Raw genomic sequence first — 24,277 nt, forward strand, 5'->3', positions numbered from 1 at the left:
CTTATGGTCGCTGACACACGGCACCCTGGGCTTGGGGAGGTTCAGTGCGCCGTTTGGGGTTGATGCATCTGGGGGGTTCATGCGGCGTGATGCCATTTTTCTGTCCGGTCAGCGCAGACCCGTGCGAAGACCGGCCACCGGTTCCGTGCCGGCCGGAGAGCTTCGGCGCGCCCGGGACAAGGCGGTGTGGTACGTACCGTTGGCCGTGGCCGCCGACATCCTGGGGACCGCGCTGCCGGTCCTCTTCGTGTACAGAGCCGCCGCGCAGCCGCACCCCGAAGTCGCCGCGGCCACGGCGGCGCTCATCTGGCTCGGGGTCCAGCTCGCGCACAAACGCTACGTGCACAGGTCTCTCGGCGAGTCACGCGGGCTCGTCTCCGCACTGCAGGACTGGCTGACACTGCTCGGTCTGCTGGCCGTCATCCGCGCCGCGACCGGGGAGAGTTCGGCACCCGCGTACGCGCTGCTGGCGCTCACCCCCGTGGTCGTGCTGACCGTCGCCTGCCGTACGCTCACGCACCGCCATCTGACCGCCCAGCGGCGCGCGGCGCAGGCCGTGTGCCGGGCGCTCGTCGTCGGCGAGGCGGGCGCGGTCGACGAGGTGGTGGGGCAGCTGGCGTCCGGTACGGACCACGCGTACGTGGTGATCGGCGCGGTGCCGGTGGGCGACGCCCCGCTGCGCAGCGGCGTTCCCGAGTCGGGGCGGCTGAACGCGGCGCCGGACGGGGAGCGTTCGGCGGACGCGGGCCTGGACGCCGATGCCGCAGCCGCCCTGGCCGGCGAGATCACGCTCAACCTCGGCATCCCCGTCCCGCCCGCCGCGCCCGCGGGCCCGGACGGCGCGCAGGCAGCGGCCTACGTCACCGACGGCGAAACGGTTCTGGAGGCGTCCCGGCGGCACGGCGCGGAGATGGTGCTCGTCGTGCCGGGGGCGCAGCTCGGCGGCGACCGGCTGCGGCGGCTGTCCTGGGCGGTCCAGGACGCGGGCCTGCGCCTGGTGATCGCCTCCGGGCTGACGGAGGTGGCGCTGCGGCGCGTACGGCTGGACACGGCCGCCGGGCTGAACCTGCTGCACGTGGCAGCGCCCGTACGGCGCGGCCCGCAGCTCGTCGTCAAGAACACGCTGGACCGGTCCGGCGCGGCGCTCGGACTGCTGCTGCTGGCACCGCTGTTCGCGGTGCTGGCCGCGGTCGTACGGCTCGACTCGCGCGGGCCGGTGCTCTACCGGCAGCTCCGGATCGGGCACCGTGGTGTCCCGTTCACCATGTGGAAGTTCCGCTCGATGGTGACGGAGGCCGAGCAGCTGCGGCCCGCGCTGGCGGCGGCGGACGAGCAGGACGGGCCGACGTTCAAGATCCGCCGCGACCCGCGCGTGACGCGCGCCGGGCGGCTGCTGCGGCGCACCTCGCTGGACGAGCTGCCGCAGCTGGTGAACGTGCTGCGCGGCGAGATGTCCCTGGTGGGCCCGCGCCCGCCGCTGCCCGACGAGGTGGCGGCGTACGGCCCCGTGGAGCTGCGGCGGCTGCACGTGAAGCCGGGGATGACCGGGCCGTGGCAGGTCGGCGGGCGGTCGGAGCTGACCTGGGACGAGAGCCTGGCGCTCGATCTGCGCTACGCCGACAACTGGTCGCTCACCATGGACGCGGACGTGCTCGCCCGCACATTCCGTGCCGTGGCCGACGGACGCGGGGCGTACTGATGCGCCCCGCGCCACCGCCGTACGAGCCGCACGAACCGCACGCGTACGAGCCGCACGAGCCCCGCGCGGACGAGCCGTACAAGCCGTACGCGGACGAGCCGCGCCCGCGGCCCCCGCTGCCGCTAGGCGGAAGCGGCCCCGGAGCGCAGCCACCACTCGTACGTGTCCCGGATGCCGTCCGCCAGCGGGACGCGCGGCGCGAAGCCCAGCTTGCGGAGCCGCGACACGTCGAGCAGCTTGCGCGGCGTGCCGTCCGGCTTCGAGGTGTCGAAGGCGATGCGCCCGGTGAAGCCGGTCACGTCCCGTACGGTCTCGGCGAGTTCGCGGATGGTCAGGTCCTCGCCGCAGCCGATGTTCACCGGCGTCCCGTCGTCGTACGTCCGCAGCAGCAGCGAGCACGCCCGCGCCAGGTCGTCCACGTGCAGGAACTCGCGGCGCGGTGTGCCGCTCCCCCACAGCACGACCTCCTCGCGGCCGTCCCGCACGGCCTCGTGGAAGCGGCGGATCAGGGCGGGCAGCACGTGCGAGGTCTCCAGGTCGAAGTTGTCGCCCGGACCGTAGAGGTTGGTCGGCATGGCGGAGATGTACGCGGCGCCGTACTGCTGCCGGTAGCCGCGCACCTGTGTGATGCCGGCGATCTTGGCGATGGCGTACGGCTCGTTCGTCGGCTCCAACGGGCCGGTGAGCAGCGCCTCTTCGGTGATCGGCTGCGGTGCGAGCTTGGGGTAGATGCAGGACGAGCCGAGGAACAGCAGCCGTCCCACGCCGGCCGCGTGCGCCCCGCCGATCACGCTGAGCTGGATGCGGAGGTTGTCCTCCAGGAACGGGACCGGGAAGTTCTGGTTGGCCATGATGCCTCCCACCGTGGCCGCCGCCAGCACGACCGCGTCCGGGCGTACGTCCCGCAGGTACGCCTCGGTGCCCGCCGCGTCGCGCAGGTCGAGCGCGGCACGGCCGCGGGTCAGCACCTCGTGGCCCTCGTCGGCGAGCTGCCGGGCGACGGCGGAGCCCACGAGGCCCCGGTGGCCCGCGACGAAGATCCGGGCGCGGGGCGGCAACAGCTCTCTCGGTGGCGTCATACCACCGGATTCTGCCAGCGCACCGGGCGCGGCGGACCACATACCCGAAGCAGGGGGGCACTCGATGACTGACGGCAGTACGGACGGCAGACCCGGCGGCACAGGCCGCACAGGCGGCGGCACGGGTGGCGGCACGGGCGGCGGCACAGGTGGCGGCACAGGCGGCAAAAGCGCTCTGATCACCGGAATCACCGGACAGGACGGCTCGTACCTCGCCGAACTCCTCCTGGCCAAGGGTTACACGGTGCACGGCCTCGTGCGCCGCTCCTCGTCCTTCAACACGGCCCGGCTCGACCACGTCTACCAGGACCCGCACGAGTCCGAACGGTCGCTGATCCTGCACCACGCCGACCTCACCGACGGCGTGGCCATGGTCAACCTCCTCCGGGATCTCGCGCCCGACGAGGTCTACAACCTCGGCGCGCAGTCGCACGTACGCGTCTCCTTCGACGCCCCCCTCTACACCGGGGACGTCACGGCGATGGGCGCGCTGCGGCTGCTGGAGGCCGTACGGGCGAGCGGCATCGACACGCGCGTCTACCAGGCGTCGTCCTCGGAGATGTTCGGTGCGGCGCCGCCCCCGCAGCACGAGGGCACGCCGTTCCACCCGCGTAGTCCGTACGGCTGCGCCAAGGTCTTCGGCTACTGGGCGACGGTCAACTACCGCGAGGCGTACGGTCTGTTCGCGGTGAACGGCATCCTCTTCAACCACGAGTCCCCACGCCGTGGCGAGACGTTCGTGACGCGCAAGATCACCCGCGCCGTGGCACGGATACGCGCCGGCCTCCAGGACCGGCTCTACCTCGGCAACCTGGACGCCGTACGGGACTGGGGCTACGCCCCCGAGTACGCCGAGGCGATGTGGCGGATGCTCCAGCACGACGAGCCGGACGACTTCGTGATCGCCACCGGGGAGGCGGCCTCCGTACGGGACTTCCTGGCCGCCGCGTTCCGGTCGGCCGGGCTGGAGTGGCAGGACCACGTGCGGTTCGACGCCAATTACGAGCGCCCCAGCGAGGTCGACGCGCTGATCGGCGACGCGGCGAAGGCCGAGCGGGTGCTCGGCTGGAAGCCGCAGGTCAGGTGGGACGAACTGGCCCGGATCATGGTCGAGGCGGACATCAGCGCCCTCGACGCCGAACTGGCCGGGGCCACCGTCCGCATCGACCGCTGAGCCGCGGCACCGGACAACCGGCAACCGGCAACCGGCAACCGGCAACGAGCAACAAGCGCAGACGCAACAAGAGGTGGGGATCATGGGAAGTGCGGTGGCGGGGAGAGGCGGCGGCGCGAGAGCGCGCAGACGGCTCCGCGGGCGGTTCAACGGCCGGACGGGCGGCCGGTTCAGCGGCGGCTTCAGCGGCCGGAAGGCGATGGCGCTCGGCGCCGCACTCGCCATGACGGTCGCCGGCTGGACGGGCGCGCAGCTGCTGAGCGCCGAGCAGGCGGACGCGGTGACGCCGCCCGTCGGTTTCACGGCCGACGACCTGCCGACGTGGCAGACGAACGGCGTGGTCTGGGCGATGGCCCAGCACGACGGCGTGGTCTTCGCGGGCGGCACTTTCTCCTCGATCAGGCCGCCGGGCGCGGAGCCCGGCACGAGCGAGCGCGGCGCCGTCAACTTCGCGGCGTTCAACGCGGCGACGGGCGCGCCCACCGACTGCCGGCTGAACTTCACCGTCGGCAGCGGCACCGCGACCGTACGGGCGCTGGACGTCTCGCCGGACGGCACGACGCTGTACGCGGGCGGCACGTTCGGCGCGGTCAACGGCACCTCGGTGAGCAACGTTGCAGCGATCGACATCGCGTCCTGCACCGTCAAGACGGGCTTCAAGGTGTCCGTGTCGGCCGCCGTACGGGCGCTGGACGTCACCTCGGACACCGTCTACATGGGCGGGGACTTCCTCACCGTCGCCGGCCAGTCCCGCGGCCGCTTCGCCGCCGTCAGCACGACCGGCTCCCTCACCGCGTGGAACCCGAAGGCGGACAAGGTCGCCCGCGCCCTGGAGGTCACTCCCGACGGCGACAACGTGGTCCTCGGCGGTGACTTCGACACCGTAGGCGGCCGTGCCTCGCACGCGCTGGCCGTGGTCGACTCCTCGTCCGGCGGCGTCACCAAGAGCTACGGCTCGACGTTCATCCACCGCGCCTCCGTGGTCAAGGGCATGACCGTCGACTCGACCGGCGTCTACACCGCGCACGAGGGCACCGGCGGCGGCGTCTTCGACGGCCGTCTCGCCCTCAACCTCAGCGACTTCAACCAGCGCTGGCGCGACACCTGCCTCGGCGCCACCCAGGACGTCGCCGTGCACGGGTCGGTGCTCTACAGCGCCTCGCACGCGCACAACTGCAGCAGCATGGGCCAGTTCCCCGAGCTGAACGAGCGCCAGCACCTGCTGGCCGAGTCCACCGGCAACCCCAAGCCGCTGCTGTCCTGGTTCCCCGACACCGACGACGGCCCGTCCGGCACCGAGCAGATCGGCCCGCGGGCGATGGTCTCGTCCGCGCGCGGCGGCACGGACTACATGTGGGTCGGCGGCGAGTTCACCCGTATCGTCACGCACGGCAACATGAAGCAGCAGGGCCTCGTACGGTTCGCGGCCGGGCCCGACACCGGCGACCCGACCGTCCCCGACGAGGTGACCGCGAGCAACGTCACCGGTGGCGACGTGAAGGTCAGCTGGCGGGCGAGCCTCGACGAGGACGACAGCAAGCTGACGTACAAGGTGTACCGGAACGACTCCAGCACCCCCGTCGGCACCGTCACCGCCGACTCGCTGTTCTGGAAGCGGCCCACGGTGAGCTTCACGGACACGGACGCCGACTCCGGCACGGCCTACCAGTACCGGATCACCGCCAGTGACGCCGGGGACGCCAACACCAGTGCCAGGTCCGCGGCGGCCACGGTTACCACGCCGGGCACCCCGCAGCAGACCACGGTCACCCGGGAGGCCACCGCCGACAGCTACGTCAACGCCGGCTCCACGGCCTCCAACTACGGCGGCCACCAGCAGCTGGCCGTACGCGGCACGTCGGCGTACGAGAGCTACGCGCGGTTCAGCCTGCCCTCGGCACCGGGCGGCATGACCCTCACCAAGGCGCAGCTCACCGTCAGCACCAGCACCGACGCGAACGCCGCCTCGGCGGACTCGCACCGCGTACGCCTCGTCACCGGCAGCTGGTCGGAGTCGACGGTGACGTACGCCAGCAAGCCGACGCTGGACAGCGCCACCCTGGGCACCCTGACGGGCGCGACCTCGGTCAACACCGACCAGACGGTCACGCTCGACCCGGCGGCGGTCTCCGGCGAGCTGGGCGGCGACCTGGACCTCGCCCTGACCAGTACCGGTACGGACAGCCTCTGGCTCTGGTCGAGCGACCGCTCGGCGGCGTCCGGACCGAGGCTCACCCTCACGTTCGAGGTGCCGTGAGCGTCGTCAGGGCCAGGAGCAGCACGGCGGCCGTCCTGCTGACGGCCGCCGTGTTGCTCGCGGCCGGCTGCTCCGGGAGCGACGGCGGCGCGGACGCGGAGAAGCGCCCGTCGGGCGCGGCGAGTTCACCCTCCGCGGGCAAGGACGGCGGCGGGGCCGGCGGCACGGACGGAGAGCGGGCGGCCCCGCCCGCACCGGACAAGGCCGCCAAGGGCCCGAAGGTGCCCACGTCCGAACTCACGCCCGCGACCGGCACGTTCAGCAAGAAGCAGAAGAAGTACCTGGTGGACCGGGTGCCCGAGGGCACCGACCCGGCGGCGATCCTCGAAGCCGGCACGGCGGCCTGCGAACGCATCGCCACCGTCGCCGACGCCGACCGCAAGGCCGTGCTCAGCGCCCTCAAGGCGGGCGAGATCGCCAACGCGAAGCCCGCCGTCGAGCACCTCTGCCCGGAGTACGAGCCGCTGCTGAAGGCCGCGGGAGTCATCGAGTGACCGTGAGAACAGCCGCGAAAGCAGGCGAGGAGCAACACGTGGAGAAGCTGCCCATCGTGGTCGCGATCCCGACGAAGAACGAGGCGGAGAACATCACGACGACCGTCCGCTCGGTGATCGACCACTTCGAATCCGTGGTCGTCGTCGACTCCGACAGTACGGACGACACCCGCGCGCTCGCCAAGGAGGCCGGCGCGGAGGTGCTGCCGTACACCTGGGACGGCGGCTACCCGAAGAAGAAGCAGTGGTGCCTCGAGCACGTGCACCCCGAACGGGACTGGCTGCTCTTCCTCGACGGCGACGAGACGCCCAGCCAGGAGCTGCTCATCGAGCTGCGCCGGCTCTTCACCGTGCCGCCGGGCCGTACGGTGCGCCCGGCGGCGTTCGACATCCCGCTCGGCTACTGGTTCGGGGGACGGCGCCTGCGGCACGGCTACACCATCGTCAAACGCGCGCTGCTGGACCGTACGCGCTCCCGCTTCCCCGAACCGGACGACCTGGACGCGCCGGGCATGGGCGAGCAGGAGGGGCACTACCAGCCGCTCGTCGACGAGGGCGCGGAGGTCGCCACGCTCGGTGCGCCCATCGAGCACCGCGACCTGGACCCGGTGCGCACCTGGTTCGACCGGCACAACCGCTACTCCGACTGGGAGGCGTGGCTCGAACACCACCCGGAGGTACGGGAGCAGATCCGCCGGGCGAAGACCCGGCAGGGGCAGCTGTTCCACCGGGCGCCGTTCAAGCCGCTGCTGTCGTTCGGCTACGCGTACGTGTACAAGCGCGGCTTCCTCGACGGGCGCGCCGGCTTCGACTACGCCCTGGCCATGAGCTTCTACCGGTGGCAGATCGGGCTCAAGGCCAGGGAACTGAGGCAGGCCGCGGAGCAGCGGCAGTTCAGTGCGCCGCGATGACCCGCTCGTAGATCCCGTGCAGCGTCCCGGCCACCGCGTCGATGGTGAACCCGTCGCGTACCAGCTCCCACGCGGCCCGCGAAGCCGCGCGGTGCGCGGCCGGGTCGAGCAGCTCCAGGACGGCCCGGCCGACGAGCTCGCCGTTGTCGGTGCCGGGACGGCTGTCCACCACCCGTCCCGCGCCGGCGGCGGCCACGTCGGGCGCCAGCCCGCCGGTACGGGTGACGACCACCGGCAGTCCCACGGACATCGCCTCCAGGACGGACACCGCGAACGGCTCGACGACGGACGGGAGTACGTACACGTCCGCGCTCCGCAGCCGCGCCAGCACCTCCGCGTGGTCCAGCGCGCCCACGTACTCCACCGCGTGCCCGACGCCCAGCGTGCCCGCCAGCTCCAGCATGTCCGCGGCCATCGCACCGGTGTCGGGACCGGCCAGCACGAAACGCGCCTCCGGGTACTCCGCGAGCACCGTCGGCATCGCCGAGATGAAGTCCTGCGGCCGCTTGCGCTCCTGCACGCGGGCGACGTACAGGACGGTGGGCGCCTTGCTCTCGCCCTCCGCGCGTTCCGGGGGGCCTTCCAGCGCCGCGGGCGGCGGCTGCGGCTGTACGCCGTTCACGAGCCGGTACGCGGGCGCCATCCGCTCCGGGGCGACCACCGCCGCCGTGTCGGCGCGTTCCTGCTCGGTCAGGTGCAGCACCGCGTCCGCCCGCTTCAGCACGCGGCGCAGCCCCAGCACGTCCACGAGCTGCGCGACGCGCTTCTCCGTCGGGTCGATCATCCCGTGCGTCTGCAGCACCAGCGGACGGCCGCACTGGAGCGCGATCAGCGCGATGGGCAGCGTGATCAGGTCGCGCATCAGATGCACGTGCACCACGTCGGCGGAGCGCACCAGCCGCCGCGCGTCGGCCAGCAGCGCGGGCGACGTGATGCCGCTGACCTCGAAGCGCGGCAGCACGTGCCGCGCCTGGTACAGCCGGGCGGGCACCCCGTCCACCTCCCGCGGCAGCGGCCCGTCGAAGCCGTCCCCGAGCGCCACCATCGCCGCCTGTACGCCGCGGGCGCGCAGCCCGCGGGACAGGTTCAGCGCGACGCGGGTCGGACCGCCGAAATCGTGTGTGGGCGTGTGAAGCGTGACGGCATGCAGGACCTTCAACGGAATCCCCTCCCCAGAGTCCCCGAACCCCCGACGGCGCCCTCCCCGCGGCGCGTTCGGCCCAGCTTAACGGCGCCGTCACCGGAGCGTCACAGAACGCGGATCACAGCTCCACAACTCGGTAGACTGCCCGGGGGCCGCACAGTGGATGCACCCTCTGGGGCAGGCGGGGTGCGAAGGGGGCGGCCGTATGACGCTTGACGCCACGCGCGGGCCGTCCGGCACGCGCGGGCCGTCCGGGCCGTCCGGCACCGGGCGCGCGGTCCCGCCGTACGACCCGGCCGAGCTCCGGCACTTCACCCCGCGCGCCGCGCTCTCCCGCGCGCTCGCCGTACCCCTCGTCCTCGGCATGGTCGCCGTACTGCCCGGTGCCGTCGCCACCCAGCCCGGACCCGGCGCACGGGACACCGCGTTCTGGCTCCAGCTCACCCTCTGCTGCTACGCGGGCGCGCGCCTGTGCTCCATGGTGCTCACCGCGCGACGGCGCCTCATCCAGGGCTCGTTCTGGCTGTTCGTGTACATCGCGATGGGCGTGGCACCGCTCGCCCAGACCGTGCTGGACCGTACGCCGACGCCCGTCGTCGGGCCGCGTTCGGACACCGTACTGGCCGTCGCGCTGGTGCTGTGCGGCGTCGTCGCGTTCGACGTGGGCGCCCTCCTCGCCCGGCACCGCCCGGCGCCGCGCCGGCCGCGCAACCGGGGCCCGGCGTCCGTACATCGGCCGCGGCTGTACGCGCTGGTGCTGTTCTCGTACGCCGCCAGCGCGCTCATGATCGTCCAACTCGGCGGCGTCGGCGTGTTCTTCAGCAGCCGCCAGGAGATCGGCGAGAGCGTCAGTGCCGCCACCGGCGCGGCGGCGGGCGCCGCCGCGTCCCAGGCCGGCTCGGCGTTCCTGCGCGGCTTCGGCACCGTCCCCGTGCTGCTGGCACTGCTGTTCCTCACCCGCTGGCTGGTGACCTCGCGCGTGGCGCGGCGCAAGCCGCTCGTGCTCGCCATGTGGGCCGCGACGCTGGGCGTGAACGTGATCGTCAACAACCCGGTGTCCAACCCCCGCTACTGGTTCCTGACGGTGCTCTTCGCGCTGCTGTTCACGGCGTTCCCGCGCAGCCCCGTGATGTACCGGGGCGCGCTCGCGCTCGGCGCGGTCATCGCCCTGGTGGTGTTCCCGTTCGCGGACCGCTTCCGCTACGCGGAGGACGCCGCCAACCAGCCCGAGACCGACTCCGTCCTCGTCCCCCTGACCCTCAAGGACTACGACCAGATCGGCATGTTCGCGAACACCATCTCGTTCGCCGGCGCGGGCGACGGCCACACCTACGGCCGCCAGTCCGCCGGCACCGCGCTGTTCTTCGTGCCCCGCTCCGTGTGGACGGGGAAACCGGAGGACACGGGCGTACGCGTGGGCGAGTGGATGGGCATGAAGAACACCAACCTGTCCGCGCCCCTGTGGGCCGAACTCTGGCTCGACTTCGGCCCCCTGGGCATGAGCGGCGGCTTCCTCGCCGCGGGCTACCTCGCCTCGCGCGCGGACCGCCGGTACGTACGGCACACCGCCGAGAACACCGGCCCCGCCGCCATCGGCAGCATCCCCGCCATCGTCACCCCGCTCGTCGCGGGCTACGCCTTCATCCTGCTGCGGGGGCCGCTGCTGCAGGCCATGGGCCGCATCGGGATCGCAGTGGTGTGCCTGGCGGCGGTCACGACGTTCCGCGAGAACCCGCGGAAGCGGCTGCCGTGACCGTGACGCCGGTCACGTGACGCCGGTCAGGAAGGCTGGACCTCGTCGAAGAGCGCGAGGGCCTCGGAGGGGTCCGGGCTCACGAGGCGTTCCAGCCCGGCCATCGTGATGTCCGCCCACCTGCCGGCGCGTTCCCACATCTGCTCCTCGAAGGCGCGTACGGCCTCGTCCAGTTCCCCGGGGCCGGAGGCGGCGGCGACGGACTCGGCGAGTTCGGTGCCCTCCAGCATCGCGAGGTTCGCGCCCGCCCCCAACGGGGGCATCAGATGGGCGGCGTCGCCCATCAGCGTCACCCCGGAGACGTGGTCCCAGGTGTGGGACGCGGGAAGGACGTGGAGGGGGCGGCGGACGAAGCCCGTGCCGCGGCGGAGGAGTTCGAGGACGGGGGCGGCCCAGCCCTCGAACAGGGCCAGCAGGCCCGTCCGCACGGTCTCGGCGTTGGCCTCTGCGTCGGCGTTGGCCTCTGCGTCGGCTGCCGGGCCCAGGCCCTCGTGCCGGTCCCGGTCCGTGTGCCGGCCCCGGTCCGTGTGCCGGTCCAGCGGCTCGCGGAACTGGGCGTACACCTTGACGTGGCCCCCGCTGTTGCGCTGGGCGACGAGCGCGCGATTCACGCCGTACACCGCCACGGAACCGTCGCCGACCAGCCGGGCGAGGTCGGGATTGCGGGCGTCGACGTCGTCCAGGGACGTCTCGACCAGGGTGACGCCGGTGTACCGCGGCGCCGCGGACGACACCGCCGGACGGACCCGGGACCAGGCACCGTCCGCGCCGATCACGAGGTCGAACGTCTCCTGCCGCCCGTCCGCGGAACGGACCAGCACGCCGCCCCGGCCCTCCGGCACCACCTCCGTCACGGCCCGCCCCCACTGCACCTCCAGCGGCCCGAGCAGCAGGTCCCGGAGCTGCCCGCGGTCGATCTCGGGATTGGCCCGGTCACCCGGGCGAGGCGGCCAGTCGCGCAGGACGGTCCCGTCCGTGTCCAGGATGCGCATGGCCTGCCCCTCGGGACGGGCCAGCGCCTGGAACTCCGCCAGCAGCCCCGCCTTCTCCAACGCCAGCTGCCCCAGGCCCTCGTGCAGGTCCAGCGTGCCGCCCGCGGGACGGGCGTCGCGGGCGGGATCGCGTTCGAGAACGGTGACGGGGTGACCGTGACGATGCAGTACGCGGGCGAAGGAAAGGCCGGCCGGGCCGCTGCCGACAACTGCGATACGGGGGCTCATGCCGATACAACGTACGGCCCCTCGCCGAGCCGGTCCGCCCCGCCCCGGCGGACCTCGTCCCCTACGTGGCCGGCCGTTCCGCACCGACCGGCGCCTCCGGCTGCGTCGGCCGTTCCGGGTCGGCCGCGTCCCCGGCGTCGTACGGCGTACGGAGCACGCGCCGTACGCGCAGCCAGCTCGCCGCCGCCTTGCACACCGACCCCGCACACAGCCCCCAGGCGGCGCCCAGCACCCCGCCCAGCGCGTAACCGGTGAGCATGCAGCACACCGTGAACAGCGAGAACACCAGCTGGATGGGCAGCGTCGTACGCGGGCGCAGCACGCGGAGCGCGAGCAGCCCGCACGTGCCGAGGGCCATCGCCGCGTACTGGCTGCCCGTCGCGGACAGCAGCCCGGACGCAGCCGCCCAGGTGTCACCGAGCAGCATCCGCCCGTACCGGTCGGGCAGCAGCACCAGCACGACCGCCCACACCGCCGCCCCGGCCGCGAGCACGCCGCCTGCGGCGAGCGCGGCACGGGCCGAACGGCGGGGGCCGCCCGTACGGTTGAGAAGCGGCGGGCCGAATCCGGTGGCGGCGTTGAACAGCACGTTCATGGGCCCGAAGAGGGTGGTCGCGCCGCGCAGCGCGCCGACGGCGAGGGGGTTCGCCCACAGGCCGAGGGCGATGACGGCGAGTTGGGTGCCGGCGTTGCCGACGGCGAACTCGAGGGCGAAGCGGGCGCCGAGATGTCCGCGCCGCACGTATCTTTTTGCACCGCCCGCCACGACCTCCGCACGCGCCCGTTCTGCGACCGGCACTGCGTCAAGCCCGTCCGTGACGCTCTTCTCCCTCTCAGAGGAAGAGCTGGAGGCAGACCGCACCGAATCAAGCCCGTCCGGCGTTTGAGGACGGCCCTCAGCCGGGTTCCCGGCTGTGGCCGACCCATGGGCGCGGCCACGTGACCACCAGTGGTCCGCTGCCACTCGGCGATGGCTGGCGGCCGTCCTCAAACGCCGGACGGGCTGGGAAGGTGCGGCTGACCCGCCGTCGTCAGCGATCTCGCCACGGTGGCCGAGGGCCGTCCTCAAGCGCCGGACGGGCTTGATTCGGTGCCGAATGGGCCCCAATGCGCGCCCAGTCGGCTGAGCCCTGTGGCGAGCACCCCGTGCGGAGAGGCGCCACAGCAAGGTCAGGCCCAGGAGCAGTGCCGGGATCGCCGACGCCCCCCACACCGCGATCAGCCGGTCCGCCCCCGCCCCCCGCGGCTGCGCCGCGAGGGCCGCGACACCCGTGGCGAGGCGGAGCACGTCCGCGGCCAGGGCGCGGTGCGGGCTGTGCAGCGTGGCGAACGCGTAGCGGAGGCAGTCGTGGGTCAGTACCACCGGCAGTACGAGCAGCAACGCGCCGAGTCCCGCCGCCAGCCGCCCCTCGAACCCGGTGGCGAGCCACAGCACGCCCCCGGCCGACAGGGCCACGGCCCCCGACGCGGCGGCCGTGAAGACGACCGCCGCCCGGCACGCCGCCCGCACCTCGCGGACCGGGCCCCGTTCCAGTACGAGCGCCTGCCCGACGTAGCCGACGGAGAGTCCGAGCAGCACCGTGAACACCGTGTAGACGACGGAGAACACGGCGAACCCGGCGGCGCTGCTCTGCCGGGCCGCGACCACCAGGACCGCGATGTTGGTGAGCGCGGCCACGCCCTGGTCCGCGATGGAGCAGGCCACCGCGGCGCGGGTGCGCAGTGGTCTGCCGGTCACGGCTGGGTGGTGGGCGAGGTGTGCTCTTCGAGGTCGGCCGGGTCGACGATGCGCAGGCCGACCGTCTCGGAGCCGATGTCGCGGTGCGCGTGGGCGCCGCCCTCGCGCGTACGGCGGTCGTCACGGCCGGACTCAAAACCCTCGTCGCGGTCGTCGCGGTCGTCACGGTCGTCGGAGCCCGACGCCCCCGGCCCCGGCTCCCGCTCCCGCTCCCGCTCGGCCGCCGTACCGCGTCCGCCCCCGGACTTCCGCGACTTGCCACGCCGCCCACCGGAGGCCCCGGCCCCGGACCCGATAGTGAGGAGTATCAGGGAGTCTACTCAGGGGGACAGCAACGGAAGAAGGGAATATGGGAGAGGATGGGTACAGAGAGTGGAGGTGTATGCGGAAGGAAGAAGAAGTAATAAGGAATGGGAGTGAGAAACGAGGAATAGGAGAAGTGTAGAGGAGACAGAAGATGGGAAAAAAAGAGGCGATGAAAGGGGGAAGAGGAGAAGAAGAAAAAATGATGGATAAAATTTTGTTTTTTTAGGGTGTATAAGAGACAGGTGCTGCTCGGTGCGGAGTCCGACGTCGGCCGCGCGCTCGCCGCCGGCCGCCCCGACCGGGCGGCGCGCCTGCTCGCGGCGTGGCGGGACGTCTTCGGGGACGGGCTGCGGCTGGCCGTGACCGGCCACGGGCCGCCGCGGGACGCGGCGCGGATGCTGGGTCTGGCCGTCCAGGAGGGCATCCGTCCTGTGCTGACGAACGCCGTGCGCTACGCCGACCCCGGCCTGGGCCCGGTCGCGGACGTGCTGGACGCGGCGCGCCGCCTCGTACCGGTCGACGAGCGGGCCGGACTGGACGGCGGCGAACGGTGGCTGAAGGGCCCGGACGAGATGGCCGAGGCGGCCGTACGCGCCGCCGAGGCCGCCGGGTACCGGCGGAACACCGCGCACCGGCTGCTCCGGCTGACGGAGGAGACCGCCGCCGAGTGCCGGGTGGACCCGGAGGACGACCTCGGCATCGGACGGGTGCACTTCCCGGAGCCCCAACTGGTGGGCGCGGAGCGGCGGACGGCCGCCCGCGTGCTGCGTTCGCGGTGCGCGGCGGGCATGGTGAGCCGCGGGTACGACCGGGACGGCGGGCGCTGGGCCAGGCTGGAGCACGAGCTGCGGATCATCGAACGGCTCGGCTTCTCCTCGTACTTCCTCACCGTCGGGCAGGTCGTCGAGGACGTGCGGGCGAGGGGGATACGGGTGGCCGCGCGCGGCTCCGGGGCCGGTTCGCTCGTCAGCCATCTGTTGGGCATCGCGCAGGCGGACCCGGTGGAGCACGGGCTCCTGATGGAACGTTTCCTCTCCCCGCGCCGCGCCGCGCTCCCGGACATCGACATCGACGTGGAGTCCGCCCGCCGCATCGAGGTCTACCACGCCATCTTCGACCGCTTCGGCGCGGAGCGCGTCGCGACCGTCGCGATGCCCGAGACGTACCGGGTGCGGCACGCCGTACGGGACGTGGGCGCCGCACTCGGCATGGACCCGGCGGAGACGGACCGGCTCGCCAAGGCGTTCCCGCACATCCGCGCGCGCGACGCGCGGACCGCGCTGGCGGAGCTGCCGGAGCTGCGCGAGGTGGACCCGGACGCGTACGGGGACCGCTTCTGGTCGCTGGTCGAGGCGCTGGACGGGCTGCCCCGCGGTGTCGCCATGCACCCCTGCGGGGTGCTGCTCTCCGACGGCTCGCTGCGCGCCCGTACGCCCGTCGTGCCCACCAGCGGCGAGCACCTGCCGATGTCGCAGTTCGACAAGGAGGACGTGGAGGACCTGGGGCTGCTCAAGCTGGACGTCCTGGGCGTGCGGATGCAGTCCGCGATGGCGCACGCGGTGGGGGAGATCGAGCGGGTGAGCGGGGAGCACGTCGAGCTGGACGCCGTACCGCGGGACGACCCGGAGACGTACGAGCTGATCCGCTCGGCGGAGACGCTCGGCTGCTTCCAGATCGAGTCGCCGGGGCAGCGCGACCTGATCGGACGGCTGCAGCCCGCGGACTTCCACGACCTGGTGGTGGACATCTCGCTGTTCCGGCCGGGCCCGGTGGCCGCCGACATGGTGCGGCCCTTCATCGAGGCCCGGCACGGCCGCAGACCCGTGCGGTATCCGCACCCGGACCTGGAGGGCGCGCTGCGCGAGACGTACGGCGTGGTGGTGTTCCACGAGCAGATCATCGACGTCATCGCCGTCATGACCGGCTGCGACCGCGCGCTGGCGGACGAGGCGCGGCGGGCGCTGTCCGACAGCGAGCGGCAGGGGCGGGTACGGGCCTGGTTCGCGCGGGAGGCGGAACGGCGCGGCTACGCGGCGGACGTCGTGGAGCGCACCTGGGAGATCGTGGAGGCGTTCGGCAGCTACGGCTTCTGCAAGGCGCACGCCGTCGCCTTCGCCGTGCCGACGTACCAGTCGGCGTGGCTGAAGGCGCACCACCCGGCCGCGTTCTACGCCGGGCTGCTGGAGCACGACCCGGGGATGTACCCGAAGCGGCTGCTGCTGGCGGACGCGCGGCGGCGCGGGGTGCCGGTGCTGCCGCTGGACGTGAACCGGTCGGGGATCGGCTACCGCGTCGAACCGGCGGACGGCGAACGGCCGTTGTGGGGCATCCGGCTCGCCCTCGGCGAGGTGCAGGGCATCAGCGAGGCCGACGCGGAACGGATCGCCGCGGGCCAGCCGTACGACTCGCTCACCGACCTGTGGCGGCGGGCCCGGCCGCCCCGCCCCGTCGCCGAGGGGCTGGCCCGGGTCGGGGCGCTGGACGCGTTCGGCGGCAACCGGCGCGACATGCTGCTGCACATCGCCGAGCTGCACCGGCGGCAGCGCGGACCCGGCGCGCGCGAGGGGCAGCTGGCGCTCGGCGAGGCGGCGGCGCCGGACCCCGCCGGGCTGCCCGACCTCGACCGGGACGAACGGCTGGGCGCGGAGCTGGGCGTCCTCGGCATGGACGCCTCACGCCATCTCATGGGCGACCACGCCGAGTTCCTGCGCGAGCTGGGCGCGTACTCCGCGCGCGCCCTGCGCGAGGCGCGGCACGGCGAGACGGTCCTGGTCGCGGGCGCCAAGGCGGCCACCCAGACGCCGCCGATACGCAGCGGGAAGCGGGTCATCTTCACCACCCTCGACGACGGTACGGGGCTGGTCGACTGCGCCTTCTTCGACGACTCGCACGCCGCCTGCGCGCACACCGTCTTCCACTCCTGGCTGCTGCTCGTACGGGGAGTGGTGCAGCGGCGCGGGCCGCGCAGCCTCAGCGTGGTCGGGGCGGCGGCCTGGGACCTCGCCGAACTGATCGAACTGCGGCGTACGGGCGGGCTGGAGGCCGTCGCGGCCCGGCTCGCCTCCGGCAACGGCGACGGCGACGGCGATGGCGACGAGGGCGGGGGCGAGGCGGACGACGCCGGGGACAGCGACGGTGCGGCCGGGGACGGCGACCCCACGGGGGGACGGCGTATCGAGATGCCGAACGGCTACCGGATGCACCCCTGGGCCGACCTCCGGCCCGCGGGTGAGCCGACGAAGAGCCCCCGCAAGATGTGGCACTCCAGCCCGGGGAGCGCGGGATGACGGAACGCGCGCAACGCCACCCGGCGGACCCCGGCCCGGAACCGCCGCACCCGGCGGTGCGGCCGCACCCGGCCGACCCCGCACGCCCGGAACCGCACCCGGGACCTGTACCGGAACCGGAGCCGGAACCTGTACCGGAACCGCACCCGGGACCTGTACCGGAGCCGCAGCCGCAGCCGGAGGCACCGTCCCGTGAGGAGGCGCGCGCCCGACCACACGTGCTGTACGTCCACTTCGGCCCCCGCTCCGCGACGCACTACCCCGAACTGCTGGAGCTGCTCGCCGACATCACCCCCGTCGTCCAGGCGCTGCCCCCCGACGCCGCGCTCGCCGACGTACGCGGCGCCCAGCGCTACTTCCGCCGGGACGCCGCCGGGCTCGCCGCGCTCGTACGGCTGCGCGCGGCCGCGCTGCACGACGCCGACTGCACCGTCGGCGTCGCCGTCAACCCGCTCCTCGCCCGGATGGCCGCGCACGACGGACCGCCCGGAACGGTGCGCTGCGTGCCCGCCGGCGAGGAGGAGACGGCGGCGTTCCTGGCCCCCAAGCCGGCCGCCGCGCTGTACGGGGTCGGCCCGGCGACCGCCCGCACCCTGGCCACGTACGGGCTGGACACCGTGGGCCGTATCGCCGCCGCGCCGCCGGCCACGCTGCAGCGCATCCTCGGCGCGGCCAACGGGCGGCTCGTACGGGAGCGGGCGCGCGGCATCGACCCGACGCCCGTCACGCCCAGCGCGCCCGCGCGGTCGGTGAGCCGCGAGTACCGCTTCGGGCGGGACGAACTGGACCCGGACCAGCGGAGGCGCGCGCTCCTCACGCTCACCGACGAACTGGGCTTCCGCATGCGGACGGAGGGGCGGGTCGCGCGGGCGCTCACGCTGACGGTGCGCTGCGCGGACCGTTCCACGATCACCCGTACCCGGCGCCTCGCGGAGCCGACCGCGCACACGCCGGCGCTCACCGCCACCGCGTACGCGCTGCACGACGCGCTCGCGCTCCAGCGCGCCCGCGTACGAGCGGTCGCGCTCCGCGCCGAGGACCTCACCGCCGCCGAACTCGCGGCCCACCAGCTCTCCTTGGATCCCCGCGAGGAGCGCGCCCGCCGGGCGGAGGCGGCGGCGGACCGCGCGCGCCTGCGGTTCGGCGCCGCGGCGGTCCACCCGGCGGGCCTCCTCTGGGCGGGCCTGCTGCACGTGGCGTAGCGGCGGGAGCCGTGCGGGGAGGGGCGGTGCCGGAAGCCGAGACCGAGCCGAAGGGGCGGAAGCCGAGGTGCCGCGCCCGGCGCGGCCGCGTACGGCTACAGTCGTGCGCGCGCTGGGCAGAACGCGCGAGGCGGAGAAACGGCGGCCCCGTCCGTCCCCGCCGCACACCCCCAGACCACGGCGACCGGGAGGGACGATCGTGCAGCCGCTGCGGCCCGACGATCCGCGCCGCGTGGGCGACCACCGGCTGCTGGCCCGGCTGGGCGCCGGCGGAATGGGCACCGTCTACCTCGCGCGCTCGCCGGGCGCCCGTACGGTCGCGGTCAAGGTCGTACGGGAGCACTTCGCCCGCGACGCCCGCTACCGCGCCCGGTTCCGCCGGGAGGTGGCGGCCGCCCGTACGGTCACGGGCACGTTCACCGCCGCACTGCTGGACGCCGATCCGGAGGCGGAGGTGCCGTGGCTCGCCACGGACTACCTGCCGGGGCTGTCGCTGCGGGAGGCCGTCGGGACGTTCGGCGCGCTCCCCGCGGACACCACGCTGCTGCTGGCCGCCGCGCTGGCCGAGGCGCTCGCCGACATCCACCGGGCGGGCCTCGCGCACCGGGATCTGAAACCCGCGAACATCGTGCTGACCGCGGGCGGCCCGCGCGTGATCGACTTCGGGATCGCACGGCCGGAGGACGCCACCGCGATCACCGTCCCCGGCGCCCTCCCCGGCACGCCCGGCTTCATGTCCCCGGAACAGGCGTCCGGCGGCCTCGCCGGTCCGCCCGGCGACGTCTTCGCGCTCGGCGCGGTGCTGGCGTACGCGGCGACGGGGCGCGGCCCGTTCGACGCCGGGGACCGCGCGGCGACGCTGGAACGGGTGCGGCTGGCGCGTACGGACCTCGCCGGGCTCACCGACCGCGGGCTGCGCGCGCTCGTCGCGGCCTGCCTGCGCCGTGAGCCGGAACGGCGGCCCACCGCGGCCGCGTTGCTCGACCGGGCCGCCGCGCTGCGGGACCGGCGGCACCGGCGGGACCGGCAGGACCGGCAGGGCGAGCCCGCGGCCTCCGTACGCGGCACCCGCTGGCTGCCCGCGCCGCTGGCGGAGGCGGTCGACCGGCGCGCGGCGGCCGAACCGCCGGGAGGCGACGGGCCGTTCGGGGAGGCGGCCGGGCTGCCCCGGCCCGGCGGCGGGCTCCCCGGCGAGACGACCGCGGAGCCCGGCGCGGTGACGGCGGAGCCCGGCGCGGTGACGGCCGGGGCGCACGGGCCCGGCCGCCCGCCCCGCCTCCCCGGCCTGCGCCGGCCCGGCCGCCGCACGCTGCTCCTGGCCGCGGCCGCCGTGCCGGTGGCCGCCGGCGCGTCGGTGGTGCTGGGGGAGTCGGTGCTCTCGGGGTCCGGGCGTACGGCACGCACGACCCGTACGCCGCGTCCGGGCGGCGGCACGGGCCCGCCCCCGGAGGCCGGGCAGCGCTGGAAGAAGAAGGTCGTCGCCGCGGGCTACCCCGACTATCCGGACCTCTACGCCGCCGGGGGAGTGGTGCTGGCCGCGCACAGCAAGGAGTCCGACGTACGCGCGCTGGACCCGCGTACGGGCGAGGTCCTGTGGTCGCACCCCTCCGAGACGGGCCCCATGGACCCGGTCACGGCCGGCCCGGACGGCGTGTACCTCGTCGGCCAGGGCGGCGAGCAGCCCACGGTCATCGACGCCCGCGACCCGGCCTCGGGGAAGATCCGCTGGAGGTACCGGCTGCCGTTCGGCTTCCCGTGGGCCGGGGCCGCCACCGGGCCGGTGTTCTGCCTCGCCTCCGGCGAGGAGGTCACGGGGCTGGGCGCGGAGGACGGCAGGCAGCGCTGGACCGCGCGGGCGACAGGGATGGACCTCACCGCCGCCGACGGGCTCGTGGTGGCGGCGGGCGAAGGCGTGCTGGCCGGGCTGGACGCGCGGAGCGGGCGGGTCAGGTGGCGGCACGAGATGGGGGAGACGCCCCAACAGCCCGTGATCGGGGAGGGGCTGGTCTTCGCCCGCGACACGTACGGGACGCTGTACGCGGTCGGCGCGGACGACGGGAAGCCGGTCTGGCGGCAGTCGCTCCACTCCCAGAGCTCCGTACGGCCGGCCGCGGGCGGCCTGCTCCTCGTGGACGAGACGGACGGGCGCGTGCGCGCGGTCCGTGCCGGGACGGGCAAGGAGGTGTGGGCGCGCCGGTTCGGCAGGACCGAGGCGAACCCGTACGGCGAGTCGTACGTGCTGGGCCGTTCCGGCGGCACGCTGTGGGTGGGGAGCACCGACCGGACGGTGTACGCGCTGGACGCGGCGGGCGGCCGCGTGCTGTGGACGTACGGGACGGACGCCACGTACCGCTCCGCTTCCGCCTCCGGTTCCGGGGCGCTGGCGCTCGGCGGGCTCGTGTTCATCGCCTCGGACGGCGGGCATGTGGAGGCGGTGAGCCCGCCCGGCGGTACGGGCGGCGGCTCAAGCGGCAGCACGGGCGGCGGCTCGAGCGGTGCGAACGGAGGCTCGCGTGGAGCGACTTGACCGGGGCGACCCCCGTACGGTCGGGCGGTACCGGATTCTCGCGCGCGTCGGCACCGGCGGCATGGCCACCGTCTATCTGGGCCGGTCACGGGGCGGCCGCGCGGCGGCGGTGAAGGTGATGCACGCCGAGTTCGCCCGTGAGCCGGAGTTCCGCGAGCGCTTCCGGTACGAGGTGGGGGTGACGACGGCGGCCGGCGGCGCGTACAGCCCGCCCGTCCTCGGCGCGGACCCGGACGCGGCGGTGCCGTGGATGGCGACCGAGTTCCTGCCGTCGGTGTCGCTGCGCGAGGCGGTGGAACGGTACGGCCCGCTGCCCGGCGACGCGGTGCTGCGGCTGGCCGCCGGGCTGGCGGAGGCACTCGCCGCGCTCCACCGCGCCGGTGTCGTCCACCTGGACGTCACCCCGGCGAACGTGCTGCTGACCGCCGACGGGCCGAGGCTCGTCGACTTCGGCATCGCGGCGGGCGCGCGGACCTCCGGACACGCGGGCTCCTGGGGCTACATGTCGCCGGAACAGGTCGCGGGCGACGCCGGCCCGCCGAGCGACGTCTACTCCCTCGGCGCGACGCTCGACCACGCCCGTGGCGGGGAGGACAACGAGCGGGCGGCGGCGCTCCGTACGCTGATCGCCGACTGCCGCCGCCCCGACCCGGCCGACCGGCCCACCGCCGCCGAACTGACCCGACGGCTGGCCGGGGCGGAGGCCGAAGCGGAGGGCGGAGCGGAGGGCGGAGCGGAAGTCGAGGCGGAAGCCGGAGGAACGGCCGGGGGAGCGGCCGAGAGTACGGCCGGGGACCCGGTGCGGGACGTGGCGCGGTGGCTGCCGCCCGCCGTGACGGCGGCGATCGACGCGCGGGCGAGCGCCGCCGACAACCCGCCCGCGCCCCCGCCCCCGCGTCCGGGGAGGCGCCGCCTGCTCGCCGCGGGCGCGGCCGCCGTCGTGACCGCCGCCGGGGGTACGGCCGCCGTGCTCGCCCTGACCCGCGGCGACGACACGCGCTCGGGGCCGGGGAACGCGCTCCGCGAGACGCCCGGCGCCGTACCGGCTGCCTCCAACTCCCCCTCGTACCCCTCCGATCCGTCCCCGTCGCCCTCGGCGGACCCCGTACGGCTCGAGTTCGTGATCACCGGCGACGCGCCGCTCACCACCCTCGCCTACGCCGTGAACGGCCGCTTCACCCGGCTGGAGAACGTGCCGCTGCCCTGGCGCAAGACCGTCGAGGTGCCGCACCAGACCCCCGCCGCCGACTGGCGGCTCCGGCTCACCCTCCCCTCCGGGCGGATCAGATACCGGGTGCTCGTGGACGGCACCGAGACCAGGAACGAGAGCCACCCCGTCAACACCGCTTTCGGCTACCCGTACGACGTGGACACCGGCGGTCTCGTCGCGGCGACCGACATCATGACCTCGGGACCCCTCGCGGGCCCCGGAGGCTAGCGTCGGCCCGACGGCGAGAACGCCGCCCCCCGGTCGGGAAGAGTGGTCGAGAAGAAGGGCGCACACCATGGCGAGCTTGGCGAGCAAGGTCAGTCTCCTGCCGAAGGACACCGGCAGCCTGAGCCGCGGAGTTCCCCCTGCCCGTACGGGCACGCTCTTCGTCATGGGGTCGAACGGAGGCATGAGCGTCGCACCGGACGCGGACTTCGCGGTGCTCTTCGGGCGCAACGAGCCCGACGTGCACGTCTGCGTCGGCGTCGGTGACACGTGCGTGAGCCGGCGGCAGGGCGTGATCAGCCACACGTACGCGCGCTGGGTGCTGACCAACACCGGGAAGCTGCCCATCCGTTTCCCCGGTTCGCGGCTCGTGCTCAGCGGGGACCACGTGGAGCTGGCGGCCGGGTACACGCCGCTGTTCATCGTCTCCCCGCGGCAGGAACACCTCCTGGAGGTACGGATCGCCGCGTCCGCGCAGCCACCGGGACCGGGCGCGGACGCCGGGCAGGCGGCGCGGGAGGCGTACGAGGAGGACACGCACGACCGCGACGCGCGCGAACTGAGCGCGGAGGAGCGGCTGGTGCTCGTCTGCCTCGGCCGGCGCTACCTCCGGAACGACCCGCAGCCGCAGCCCCTGACCTGGGCCCAGGTCGCGTTCGAGCTGGGCGAACTGCGGCCGGCGGAACGCTGGGGGCCCAGCCGCGCCGCCCACATCGTCTCCAAGGTGCGCACCCGGCTCAGCAGGGAGGAGGGGGTCCCCGGACTGGTCGAGGAGGAGGTCCCGCAGCCGGTCGGCAACGCGCTCAACCACAACCTGATCACCGACCTGCTCGTCACCACGACGCTCACCAAGGCGGACCTGGCCCTGCTGGACGACGACACGGACTGCCCGGCACAGGCACAGGCACAGCCCGCCCCGGAGGGCTCGCGCTGACGCGCCTTACGGCCGTCTCACCCGTAGAGCCCTCACCCGCGGAGCCCTCACCCGTAGAGCTTCTCGGCGTACTCCGGCCCGTAGTACTCCTCCAGGAACTCCAGCGAGTCGTCCGGGCGGTCCAGCGTCTTGGCGATCCGGGCGCGGTTCGGCAGCGCGTCCGGCTCCCAGCTCTCCGGCTGCCAGGTGCTGGAGCGCAGGAACGCCTTGGAGCAGTGGTGGTAGATCTCCTCGATGTCGACGACCAGCGCGACCTTCGGGCGGTTGCGCCGGACGACCATCTCGTCCAGGAACGGTGCCTCCCGTACGATCCGCGCCCGCCCGTTGACACGGAGGGTGTCGCCGCGGCCGGGGATGAGGAAGATCAGCCCGATGTGCGGGTTGGCGAGAATGTTCCGGAGGCCGTCGATCCGCTTGTTTCCGGGGCGGTCCGGGATCGCGATCGTACGGTCGTCCAGCACCTTGGTGAACCCGGGCGGATCACCCTTCGGCGACACGTCGCACGCGCCGTCCGCGTCCGAGGTCGCGATCAGGCAGAGCGGCGAACGGGCCAGCCACTCGCGGTCCAGCGCGTGCAGCGCGGGGCGCGTCTTGTTGACGTTGTGCCGGGCGGGTTCGCCGATCAGCTCACGCAGTTCGGACTCGGACGTGACCTCCACCAGATCTGTTGTCATGCGTTCGATCCTACGTGCGGTCCCATCGCGCGGAGCGGTAACGGACTCGTGGAACGGCCCCGCGGAATCCCTTTTCCGGGACCGTCCCCGAGTCGTTCCACGGCCGTTCCGCACCGGCAATCAAGAAGGTGAATGCCCGGTCCCGACCGCTCTCTCCTCTCCTCTTGGTCCTCTCCCCTTGGCTTTCCGCGGAGAGGCGAGTGGAGAGAGCGGTACCCCCGTTGCAGACCGGGCACTTACGAGCTTGCCGACGCGGCGGGGTACGGGGCAACGCAATATCCGTCCGGGACAATGCACTTCTTGTCCATCCTGGTCAGCGCCTTGTCCCAGTCCTGTCCCGGCCCTCTTCGGGCACAATGCGGAGCGGCCGGAATCAGGGTTGTCCCCGGGGGCCGGCCCGCCGAGTATGACGGCATGCGGAATCGGGGGGCGGTACCGCCTCA

The 24,277-nt window shown here is 73.9% G+C and carries 16 protein-coding genes; 11 read left to right on the forward strand and 5 right to left on the reverse strand.

Annotated elements, in window-relative coordinates; translation table 11 throughout:
- Positions 1-79: 79 nt before the first annotated feature.
- On the forward strand, positions 80-1,699 hold the full coding sequence (locus tag DVA86_RS25640) for an exopolysaccharide biosynthesis polyprenyl glycosylphosphotransferase (protein WP_208881793.1): 1,620 nt from the start codon (positions 80-82) through the stop codon (positions 1,697-1,699).
- Positions 1,700-1,821: 122 nt separating this feature from the next.
- On the opposite strand, the gene DVA86_RS25645 is transcribed toward DVA86_RS25640, so the two are convergent.
- Positions 1,822-2,778 (reverse strand): GDP-L-fucose synthase family protein, encoded by a 957-nt coding sequence (locus DVA86_RS25645; RefSeq protein WP_208881795.1) that lies wholly within the window; start codon positions 2,776-2,778, stop codon positions 1,822-1,824.
- Between the two features lie 64 nt (positions 2,779-2,842).
- On the opposite strand from DVA86_RS25645, the gene gmd reads away from it, so the two are divergent.
- The 4 genes from gmd to DVA86_RS25665 all read left to right on the forward strand — a co-directional run bounded on the left by gmd (position 2,843) and on the right by DVA86_RS25665 (position 7,614).
- On the forward strand, positions 2,843-3,952 hold the full coding sequence (gene gmd, locus DVA86_RS25650) for a GDP-mannose 4,6-dehydratase (RefSeq protein WP_208881797.1): 1,110 nt from the start codon (positions 2,843-2,845) through the stop codon (positions 3,950-3,952).
- A 199-nt stretch (positions 3,953-4,151) separates the two neighbouring features.
- Positions 4,152-6,209 carry a CBM96 family carbohydrate-binding protein gene (locus DVA86_RS25655; RefSeq protein WP_208885158.1) on the forward strand — a complete coding sequence of 686 codons (2,058 nt, stop codon included), beginning with the start codon at positions 4,152-4,154 and terminating at the stop codon, positions 6,207-6,209.
- Positions 6,206-6,703, forward strand: coding sequence for a hypothetical protein (locus tag DVA86_RS25660; RefSeq protein ID WP_208881799.1), 498 nt, complete (start codon positions 6,206-6,208; stop codon positions 6,701-6,703). Before DVA86_RS25655 ends, DVA86_RS25660 begins: the two co-directional genes overlap by 4 nt.
- Positions 6,704-6,741: 38 nt before the next feature.
- The gene (locus DVA86_RS25665; RefSeq protein ID WP_208881801.1) at positions 6,742-7,614 is read left to right on the forward strand and encodes a glycosyltransferase family 2 protein; all 873 of its coding nucleotides are present in this window, start codon (positions 6,742-6,744) and stop codon (positions 7,612-7,614) included.
- Here the strand turns inward: DVA86_RS25665 and DVA86_RS25670 are convergent.
- Positions 7,598-8,773, reverse strand: a complete 1,176-nt coding sequence (locus DVA86_RS25670) for a glycosyltransferase (protein ID WP_208881803.1) — start codon at positions 8,771-8,773, stop codon at positions 7,598-7,600. The two genes, DVA86_RS25665 and DVA86_RS25670, sit on opposite strands and share 17 nt — an antisense overlap.
- 190 nt (positions 8,774-8,963) lie before the next feature.
- Between DVA86_RS25670 and DVA86_RS25675 the strand changes: the two genes are divergently transcribed.
- A complete protein-coding gene (locus DVA86_RS25675) occupies positions 8,964-10,511 on the forward strand; it encodes a hypothetical protein (protein ID WP_245997146.1) in 1,548 nt (515 codons plus the stop codon).
- A gap of 26 nt (positions 10,512-10,537) precedes the next feature.
- On the opposite strand, the gene DVA86_RS25680 is transcribed toward DVA86_RS25675, so the two are convergent.
- Both DVA86_RS25680 and DVA86_RS35530 read right to left on the reverse strand, forming a co-directional pair.
- Positions 10,538-11,731: an FAD-dependent oxidoreductase gene (locus tag DVA86_RS25680; protein WP_208881805.1), complete on the reverse strand. Its 1,194-nt coding sequence runs from the start codon at positions 11,729-11,731 to the stop codon at positions 10,538-10,540.
- Positions 11,732-11,792: 61 nt separating this feature from the next.
- Positions 11,793-13,469, reverse strand: coding sequence for an MATE family efflux transporter (locus tag DVA86_RS35530; RefSeq protein WP_245997149.1), 1,677 nt, complete (start codon positions 13,467-13,469; stop codon positions 11,793-11,795).
- A 533-nt stretch (positions 13,470-14,002) separates the two neighbouring features.
- Between DVA86_RS35530 and DVA86_RS25690 the strand changes: the two genes are divergently transcribed.
- The 5 genes from DVA86_RS25690 (at position 14,003) to DVA86_RS25710 (ending at position 23,160) form a co-directional block, all read left to right on the forward strand.
- Positions 14,003-17,062, forward strand: a complete 3,060-nt coding sequence (locus DVA86_RS25690) for a DNA polymerase III subunit alpha (RefSeq protein WP_245997152.1) — start codon at positions 14,003-14,005, stop codon at positions 17,060-17,062.
- 218 nt (positions 17,063-17,280) lie between these two features.
- Positions 17,281-18,264 carry a DNA polymerase Y family protein gene (locus DVA86_RS25695; protein ID WP_222623363.1) on the forward strand — a complete coding sequence of 328 codons (984 nt, stop codon included), beginning with the start codon at positions 17,281-17,283 and terminating at the stop codon, positions 18,262-18,264.
- Between the two features lie 199 nt (positions 18,265-18,463).
- Positions 18,464-20,791, forward strand: coding sequence for a serine/threonine-protein kinase (locus DVA86_RS25700; protein ID WP_208881809.1), 2,328 nt, complete (start codon positions 18,464-18,466; stop codon positions 20,789-20,791).
- Entirely contained in the window at positions 20,778-22,229 is a 1,452-nt protein-coding gene (locus DVA86_RS25705) for a serine/threonine-protein kinase (protein ID WP_208881810.1), read from the forward strand. The genes DVA86_RS25700 and DVA86_RS25705 overlap by 14 nt, the downstream gene beginning before the upstream one ends.
- 67 nt (positions 22,230-22,296) lie before the next feature.
- Positions 22,297-23,160, forward strand: coding sequence for an FHA domain-containing protein (locus DVA86_RS25710; RefSeq protein ID WP_245997154.1), 864 nt, complete (start codon positions 22,297-22,299; stop codon positions 23,158-23,160).
- A gap of 47 nt (positions 23,161-23,207) precedes the next feature.
- On the opposite strand, the gene DVA86_RS25715 is transcribed toward DVA86_RS25710, so the two are convergent.
- Positions 23,208-23,834 (reverse strand): pyridoxamine 5'-phosphate oxidase family protein, encoded by a 627-nt coding sequence (locus DVA86_RS25715; RefSeq protein ID WP_208881813.1) that lies wholly within the window; start codon positions 23,832-23,834, stop codon positions 23,208-23,210.
- Positions 23,835-24,277 lie beyond the last annotated feature (443 nt).

The sequence above is a fragment of the Streptomyces armeniacus genome (assembly GCF_003355155.1).
GTDB lineage: Bacteria > Actinomycetota > Actinomycetes > Streptomycetales > Streptomycetaceae > Streptomyces > Streptomyces armeniacus.